Raw genomic sequence first — 414 nt, 5'->3', positions numbered from 1 at the left:
GGACAGTTCCGGCCACTCGGTTGCGAAGTACAGGTGCGAACGCCAGGCACGAGGGAGCAGCCGGGTCGCCAGCGCCAAACCTTCGCCGGGGATCGCCTGGCGGTCTTCCCCGATGGTGTCCGACCAGTAGGAACGAAGGGCCCGCCAGTCACCCGCGGTGGTGAAGGCCCCGAACATGTAGCGCACCGTGCCCAGCAGCTCATCTGCTCCGCTTCCCCCTATAGCCACGGTAGCGCCGTGGTCGGCGGCTTTCTCCAGCAGGCTTCGTTTGACCGAGGGAAGCGCGGCGAGGTTGGGGCCTTCGGGATGCCAGTCGGGTTCGCTGGTCGGGGTTTCCCTTGCTGCGGTGATGTGGAGTTCGATGTTGCCCAGGCCGGAGGCCGCGAGAATGTGGCGAACTACGGAGACGTTGGA

Annotated in this window: 1 protein-coding gene; it reads right to left on the bottom strand. The window is 66.2% G+C overall.

The genetic code is table 11. The annotated features are described in order from the left end of the window. The coding region (locus GWK61_RS55385) for an asparagine synthase-related protein (protein ID WP_228564617.1) at positions 1-414 on the bottom strand (414 nt) is incomplete at both ends.

Source organism: Catenulispora rubra (assembly GCF_015356825.1).
In the GTDB taxonomy this organism is placed as follows: domain Bacteria; phylum Actinomycetota; class Actinomycetes; order Streptomycetales; family Catenulisporaceae; genus Catenulispora; species Catenulispora rubra.
The sequence above is the reverse complement of the archived record's forward strand: the minus strand, read 5'-3'. Positions and strand labels throughout refer to the sequence as shown.